Origin of the sequence: Lacticaseibacillus baoqingensis (assembly GCF_003946165.1) — a bacterium.
Lineage (GTDB): Bacteria > Bacillota > Bacilli > Lactobacillales > Lactobacillaceae > Lacticaseibacillus > Lacticaseibacillus baoqingensis.
This window is the reverse complement of sequence record NZ_RHOI01000055.1, coordinates 1-6,852: the sequence shown is the minus strand read 5'-3', so window position 1 is coordinate 6,852 and position 6,852 is coordinate 1. Positions and strand designations below refer to the sequence as shown.

Sequence of the window (6,852 nt, the reverse complement as noted above, 5' to 3'; positions counted from 1 at the left end):
AATTAAAAGCGATGGTGCCAGCATAACCTACAACACCCTATCAACAACTAGGTAAAAGGCACACTCTCAGACTATTTTCACCAGAGCCGAAATATCTACTACCGGGTTGTTTCCGAATGACCACCATCCTCTCGATAAGAATCTCTCCCACGAACAGCTCAAAACACTGATTTCATAAGCTATTGATTAAGAATTGACCTGTATGCATTCACTGCTACCGGTCGATTTTTTTCGCGCAGCAATTCTCCATCAGGTAATTCGTCAAAGAAATATTTGGAAATTGCTTTCATAAGTGACCAGAAAATTTGTCTGTAATTATGTAACCCAATAAATCAGACGAGGAGGATAACCCAATGAGTAGTGAGCAAGAAGTGACGCGAATGTTTATTCGCTATGTACAACAAGCCCTCAAAAATGAACGAATCAATCGGTATAAGGCCTCTCTTCGGCAAATCAAGGAAATACCACTGGAGGCCTGGCTACTGGAAGAAATCGAAGATTCCTATCATCTCGATGAATTCAGGTTGACCGATGAGGAAATCGAGCATCTTGAAGACTTCATCGAAAGTGAGAAATTATCAAGAGCAGTTTCCACCCTTTCTTCGACAGATAAAACTGTCTTGTATCAATATTATTATGGCGAACTCAACGACGTCGAAATTGGCAACCGTAGTGGCAAAACAAGTCAGGGGGTGAACAAGAGGCGGCGACGGGCACTAGCGCGGATTAAGGAAGCATACGAAAATATGTAATGAATACGGAGGAGTGTTCAATGCATTATACAGAGGTCGATAACCTGATACCGGTTATCTTGGCAGCGCAGGACGGAGACGCAGAGGCAATGTCCCAACTACTCGATATGTTCAGCTACGATTTCGATCGCGAGGCTGCATACGGAAAAAGCTATATCGATCCCGATTTGAGGCAGGAACTTCAAATCAAGTTTGTATTCAGCGTTCAGCGCTTCAACGTGGCTGAACACCTATCGCAACCGTCCACTCAATCAAGTTCACAACTAACTCGCACATAATCAATTTCAACTTTTTTCTGATTTTGGTTTCATTTCGACCCGTTCCCGCTGTCTGTATATGCAGAAGCGGGATTTTCTTTTGCTCGCTGTGTCCTTTGACAACTGAATAGCGTTGTTCAGCAACAACAGCCGTCGCCATGACCTCGCATGAGTGAGCGAATACCAAGGCCAGATACTTACACGTCACTCCCACGCAACGGGAGAGCTGATTCACTGTGGATCAGTTAGCCGGTCGGAACCGGGTTGAACAACGCCGCCTCACCAATTTACTGAATGGAGGTGATACGCTCACCTTGCACACTAACTCTTGAAGGGAAGTGGCACTATCAGCCAAGAAATTCGCCATGAAATGTCCTTCGTTTTGAGCGACGGACAGATCGATACGATCCGCAACAAGGTATTTGAGATTATCCGTGAAGAAGTAAACAGCGTTCGGCACGAAACACTGCTAAACGTCCGCTACTTCAAGAAAGGTGAAGCCTGCAAATATCTCAACGTTTCGTACAACACGTTAGACGTTTGGATCATGCTGGGCTTGCCCAAGATCACAATCGGTAACTCGGTCAGATTTGATCGCATTGAACTTGATAAATGGATGCAAGGCATGAGTGTTGGATGTTAAAATAATGATGTCTTACGCCTCACTGCCTTATTGAGCAGGAGGTCAATCATTATGTCAATCACCAAAACCAAAGCTGGTACCTATCAGGTCAGCGTTTTCTATCCGAAAGCCGTTCGTGAACTCATGGGCGTCGCCGGACAGACCCGTTTTCGGGAAACCATCTCGACCAAACAAGCAGCAGTCGCAAAGGAGCGTGAGATCAACAAGAAAATTAAAGAAGCCCAAAAGAACGGTAATGCCCGTTCTCTTGAGCTTAAAGGTAAGATTCTGTTCAAGACGTTCTACAAAGATGTCTTCATGCCACTGTATTTGACCGGTTCCACTGGTCGGGCACCGGTTGTCCCAACGAAGGCTACTGTCGAATACCAGCGTGGGTTGTTCAAGAACCACCTACTGCCAATGTTCGGCTCCTATTCCATGACCTACCTGAACTCCAACAAAGAGTTCGTCGTCGATCGGCTCAAGGAGAAGTCAGAGCACTTCGCTAATATCAAAACGGTTAAGGCGTATGTGCGCCAAATGTTTGAAGTCGCCGAGATCCTCGACTACATCGAATATGACCGCGTAGGCAAGTCCCTCCGCCTTGTCGGGCAACCACACAAGGACAAGCTCAAGAAGGAGCGAGTGAAGAAAGGTGAGTTCCTGACCGCAGAGCAACTTCTGGACTGGCTACAAGCCACAAAAGAGGACTATGAGCGCAGTAAGCTATCTCTAGCCGATTACACCCTGTTCTTGCTAACGTTGCACCTAGGCGACCGTAAGAGCGAATCCTACGCTTTACAGTGGAAGCACATTGATCTGGAAGCTGGCAAGTTGTATCTGGTTCAGTCACTCGATGGTGACCGCGACGCGAAGGACACCAAGGGACACAAGCAAAGCATTATGACCCTGCCACAGAATATTCTATATCTACTGGCCGACTGGAAGGCAGAACAAGCCAAGCAGCTCGAAGCAATCGGAGTAGAGCAAGATGGTGAGCAGTGGCTGTTCACCTACGTCACTCGTGAGGGTGTTCGCAACCAGCCGCTTTACTCTGATTACCTCAACGCACGGATCAAGTCAGTCAATCGGCGGCACCCTGAATTGGTCTACCTGCATCCACACAAGATGCGGCACACGTTCAGTACCCTAGCACGACAAGGCGGTGCGTCGATGGAAGACATCTCCAGTGCGCTCACCCATTCCAATGTTTCAACCACGCGAACTTACGTGAACACACCGGATATAATAACAACGGTCACCCACCAACGCTTCCTAGATCGGCTAAATTCCGCAAGACTAGAAAAACAAAAAGACGTTCAGAATTCAAACTGAATTCCAAACGTCCCCATATTGAGCCAAATTCTCGTACAAATCGCACCCGTTTTGATGAATTTGTACGAAAACCAACTTTTAAGATTCTCGTCACGCCGCGGTTCGTGGCCGCAATGTGACAAAGTGGTCTTTATTTGCTGGTAAGCCCGTACTTCTTGTTGAAGCGATCAACACGGCCATCAGCCTTGTTGAACTTCTGCTTCCCGGTGTAGAACGGATGGGAATCGGAAGTCACTTCGACACGAATCAATGGGTAGGTGTTGCCGTCTTCCCACTCAACAGTTTCACTGGAACCCTTAGTGGAACGGGACAAAAACTTGAACCCGGTCGAAGAGTCCATGAAGACAACTTCATGATAATCTGGATGGATACCTTGCTTCATAATCGTTTCTCCTTTGCCCTAAGCCATTGCCTGACCTAGAGAGATATTTGTAATCAACCGCAAAATTATATCACGCTCAGCCTAGACTTGCAACTGATGCGTCTTCGACGATCTCAACGTCAGCGCCGAGCCCATGTAACTTTTTGATCACCCGATCATAGCCGCGCAAAATGTGTTCGACTTGGGTGATCGTGGTTTCGCCTTCAGCCATTAATCCGGCGATCATCAAGCATGCGCCGCCGCGGATCTCATTGGCGGTGACTTCCGCCCCTTGCAATTCTTCGGCATGATGCAAGATGATCACGTCGTTTTCCACCGTGATGTCTGCCCCCATGCGGATCAATTCCGGCACATGCCGCACCCGCTTGGGATAGATCGTGTCGACGATGATCCCTTCGCCTTGCGCTTTGAGCAATAGTGGGGTGATCGGCTGCTGCAGATCAGTCGCAAAGCCAGGATAAGGCATGGTCTTGATCTGCACCATCTTCAAGTCGCCTGAAGGATAAACAAAAATACTGTCTTCGCCAACATCCATCACCACACCCATTTCTTCAAGCTTGGCTAAAAAAGAATCCAAGTGTTCTGAAATGATGTTTTTAACGTTGACGCCATCGCCGATCGCGGCTGCCATCGCCAAATAAGTCCCGGCTTCAATGCGGTCAGGAATGATGGTATGGGCATTATGGGCGCGTAATTCCGGCGTGCCTTCAATACGGATAACATCGGTTCCGGCGCCTCGCACTGTCGCGCCCATGTTATTCAGATATGTCGCCAAATCGATGATCTCAGGCTCTTTGGCCGCATTTTCCAAGACCGTTTGGCCTTTGGCGGTAACTGCCGCCAAGATGATGTTGATCGTTGCGCCGACTGACACCATGTCTAAGTAGATCCGGGCCCCATGCAGGCCTTCTTTCGGCGCCCGGATCGCAATGGCCCCATGTTCATTGGCGACTGACGCGCCTAACGCTTCAAACCCTTTGATATGTTGATCGATCGGACGCGGCCCGATATCATCGCCGCCAGGCAGCGCGACGATCGCTTTGCCAAAGCGGCCCAACAGTGCCCCCATGAAATAATAAGACGCCCGCAGGCTCTTGATCTTACCATTTGGCAACGGGACGTCTTTGATATGCGTCGGATCGATTTTTAAAACACAATCCTCGAAGGTCGAATGCACATCCATCGCTTCGAGAATATCCATCAAGTTGTACACGTCTTGGATCTGCGGAACTGAATCTAGGGTCACTGGCGTCCGCGATAAGATCGCTGCCGGGATCAAGGCAACTGTACTATTTTTCGCACCGCCAATGACGACTTCGCCAGAGAGCTTCTTGCCTCCGCGAATCAGCATTTTCTTCATGTCGTTATTCCTCACTTACGCGTTCACATCACTCAAGCTGGCTGAAGCTGACCACAGTAATGGCTTCATTAGGCGCCGATTGCGCCGGATATCGTTCACTGGTAGGCTGATGACGGGATCGTCATCAAAAACACATTCATCGTTTAATTCTAATGAAGTTACGCACAAAAAACAAGCTTGAATCCGCGAAATCATAGGCATTCCCGCAAATGAGCAAAAAACATGCAGGACCACTTAAGATCCTGCACGTTTCCCATCCGATTATTCGAAGTCGCCAGCTGCCTTGATGAAGGCCTTGAACAAACCTTCTGGCTTAGTTGGCCGAGACTGGAATTCTGGATGATATTGCGGGGCAACGAAGAATTTATTTTGAGGATATTCGATGATCTCCATCAACCGGTTGTCAGGGCTGGTCCCAGAGAAAACTAGACCTTTGGCTTCCAGTGCCGCACGGTATTTGGTGTTGAATTCATAACGATGACGATGACGCTTTTGAATTTCTGGCACATTGTCATATGCTGCTGCCGCCACGGAGCCTGGCTTCAGCACACATGGATACAAGCCTAACCGCAGCGTGCCGCCCATATTTTCAACGTTGACTTGATCAGCCATCAAGTCGATGATCGGCGTGCCGACATCCGGATTGGTTTCGGTCGACCCGGCATCCTTAAAGCCTGCCACATTACGGGCAAATTCAACCGATGCCATTTGCATGCCTAAGCAGATCCCCAAAAACGGCACATCGTTTTCCCGCGCGTACTTGATCGCGGCGATCTTGCCTTCTAATCCGCGATCGCCAAACCCGCCTGGCACTAAGATGCCATCTGCATCCCCTAAAAGGGCTTCAACGTTGTCATCGTTGACATCTTCAGCTTGGAAGGTGGCCAAATCGATGTTGGCATCCCAGTAGTACCCGGCATGGCGCAAGGCTTCTGCCACTGAGATATAGGCGTCTTTTAAGGCGACATACTTGCCCACCAAGGCGATCTTCACACTGTGGTGCAGGTTTTGCACCTTGTCCAACAGGTTTTGCCATTCGCTCATGTCAGCTGCCGGCAAATCAAACCCAAAATGTTCAACAACACGCTGGTCCATGCCTTGCGCTTGCATTGCCAACGGAATGGCATATAAGGACTTGGCATCACGTGATTCGATGATCTCAGCTTCTTTAACATCAGTAAACAGCGCGATCTTTTTCTTCATCGATTCGGTGACCGGCTTTTCCGTGCGCAAGATCAACATGTTCGGCTGGATCCCGATGTTGCGCAGTTCCTTCACGGAGTGTTGCGTCGGCTTGGTCTTCATTTCCCCAGCAGCGCGCAAGTACGGTACCAAGGTCGCATGGATGTAGTACGTGTTTTCCGCCCCAACATCATTTTTCATCTGGCGGATCGCTTCAAGGAATGGTTGGGATTCGATATCCCCAACGGTCCCGCCAATTTCGGTGATGATCACATCAGAATCGGTCGTGGTCGCTGCACGCATGATCTTTTCTTTCAGCATATTGGTGATATGCGGGATCACCTGCACCGTTGCCCCGAGATATTCCCCGCGACGTTCTTTTTCCAAGACTTCTGAATAGATTTTCCCAGTCGTGACATTGCTGAACTTGTTCAGGTTGATGTCGATAAAGCGTTCATAGTGGCCAAGATCCAGATCCGTTTCCGCACCATCATCGGTGACGAAGACTTCCCCGTGTTGATACGGGTTCATAGTCCCCGGATCAACGTTGATATACGGATCAAATTTTTGGATCGTTACCTTCAAGCCGCGATTCTTCAACAGACGGCCGAGACTAGCAGCGACGATCCCTTTGCCAAGCGAAGACACAACCCCACCGGTAACAAAAATATACTTGGTCATGTGAAAACTCCTTTGATTTTTTTGACGGGAAAAAACAAAAACAAGCTCCCCATCGTACGACAGGGAGCTTGTAACCGTTATGCTTTACTAAGAATAGTAAAGCGCCCAAGCAGTATATTAACGAAAAAAATAACGCTCGTCAAGTGGCCATCCCAAATTCCCAACAGATGTCTGCTCACGCGACACAAAAAGCCGACCGCAAGCTGATGTGAACCCCCAGGTTTGGACAACAATCCAAATCTGGGGGTTTTACTATGGTCAAGTTTGATCTAGATTTTCGC

At 48.6% G+C, this 6,852-nt stretch carries 7 protein-coding genes; 4 read left to right on the top strand and 3 right to left on the bottom strand.

The features are described 5' to 3' along the window. The first annotated feature begins 353 nt into the window (after positions 1–353). The 4 genes from EKM91_RS13395 (at position 354) to EKM91_RS13380 (ending at position 2,966) form a co-directional block, all read left to right on the top strand. On the top strand, positions 354–752 hold the full coding sequence (locus EKM91_RS13395; RefSeq protein WP_005691070.1) for an RNA polymerase sigma factor: 399 nt from the start codon (positions 354–356) through the stop codon (positions 750–752). 20 nt (positions 753–772) lie between these two features. Then, entirely contained in the window at positions 773–1,030 is a 258-nt protein-coding gene (locus EKM91_RS13390) for a helix-turn-helix domain-containing protein (protein ID WP_019899265.1), read from the top strand. Positions 1,031–1,337: 307 nt separating this feature from the next. After that, positions 1,338–1,652, top strand: a complete 315-nt coding sequence (locus tag EKM91_RS13385) for a helix-turn-helix domain-containing protein (RefSeq protein ID WP_225357439.1) — start codon at positions 1,338–1,340, stop codon at positions 1,650–1,652. Between the two features lie 51 nt (positions 1,653–1,703). Beyond that, the gene (locus EKM91_RS13380) at positions 1,704–2,966 is read left to right on the top strand and encodes a tyrosine-type recombinase/integrase (protein WP_125754397.1); all 1,263 of its coding nucleotides are present in this window, start codon (positions 1,704–1,706) and stop codon (positions 2,964–2,966) included. 130 nt (positions 2,967–3,096) lie between these two features. Here EKM91_RS13380 and EKM91_RS13375 read toward each other — a convergent pair whose 3' ends face one another. The 3 genes from EKM91_RS13375 to EKM91_RS13365 all read right to left on the bottom strand — a co-directional run bounded on the left by EKM91_RS13375 (position 3,097) and on the right by EKM91_RS13365 (position 6,571). Then, the gene (locus EKM91_RS13375) at positions 3,097–3,348 is read right to left on the bottom strand and encodes a type B 50S ribosomal protein L31 (RefSeq protein ID WP_125754396.1); all 252 of its coding nucleotides are present in this window, start codon (positions 3,346–3,348) and stop codon (positions 3,097–3,099) included. A gap of 76 nt (positions 3,349–3,424) precedes the next feature. Further along, positions 3,425–4,708 carry a UDP-N-acetylglucosamine 1-carboxyvinyltransferase gene (locus EKM91_RS13370; protein WP_125754395.1) on the bottom strand — a complete coding sequence of 428 codons (1,284 nt, stop codon included), beginning with the start codon at positions 4,706–4,708 and terminating at the stop codon, positions 3,425–3,427. 261 nt (positions 4,709–4,969) lie between these two features. Next, entirely contained in the window at positions 4,970–6,571 is a 1,602-nt protein-coding gene (locus tag EKM91_RS13365) for a CTP synthase (protein ID WP_125754394.1), read from the bottom strand. Between the last annotated feature and the right edge of the window lie 281 nt (positions 6,572–6,852).

Coding starts and splice junctions, on each gene's coding strand:
- EKM91_RS13395 (WP_005691070.1), top strand. CDS start 354: ATGAGTAGTGAGCAAGAAGTGACGCGAATGTTTATTCGCTATGTACAA.
- EKM91_RS13390 (WP_019899265.1), top strand. CDS start 773: ATGCATTATACAGAGGTCGATAACCTGATACCGGTTATCTTGGCAGCG.
- EKM91_RS13380 (WP_125754397.1), top strand. CDS start 1,704: ATGTCAATCACCAAAACCAAAGCTGGTACCTATCAGGTCAGCGTTTTC.
- EKM91_RS13375 (WP_125754396.1), bottom strand. CDS start 3,348: ATGAAGCAAGGTATCCATCCAGATTATCATGAAGTTGTCTTCATGGAC.
- EKM91_RS13370 (WP_125754395.1), bottom strand. CDS start 4,708: ATGAAGAAAATGCTGATTCGCGGAGGCAAGAAGCTCTCTGGCGAAGTC.
- EKM91_RS13365 (WP_125754394.1), bottom strand. CDS start 6,571: ATGACCAAGTATATTTTTGTTACCGGTGGGGTTGTGTCTTCGCTTGGC.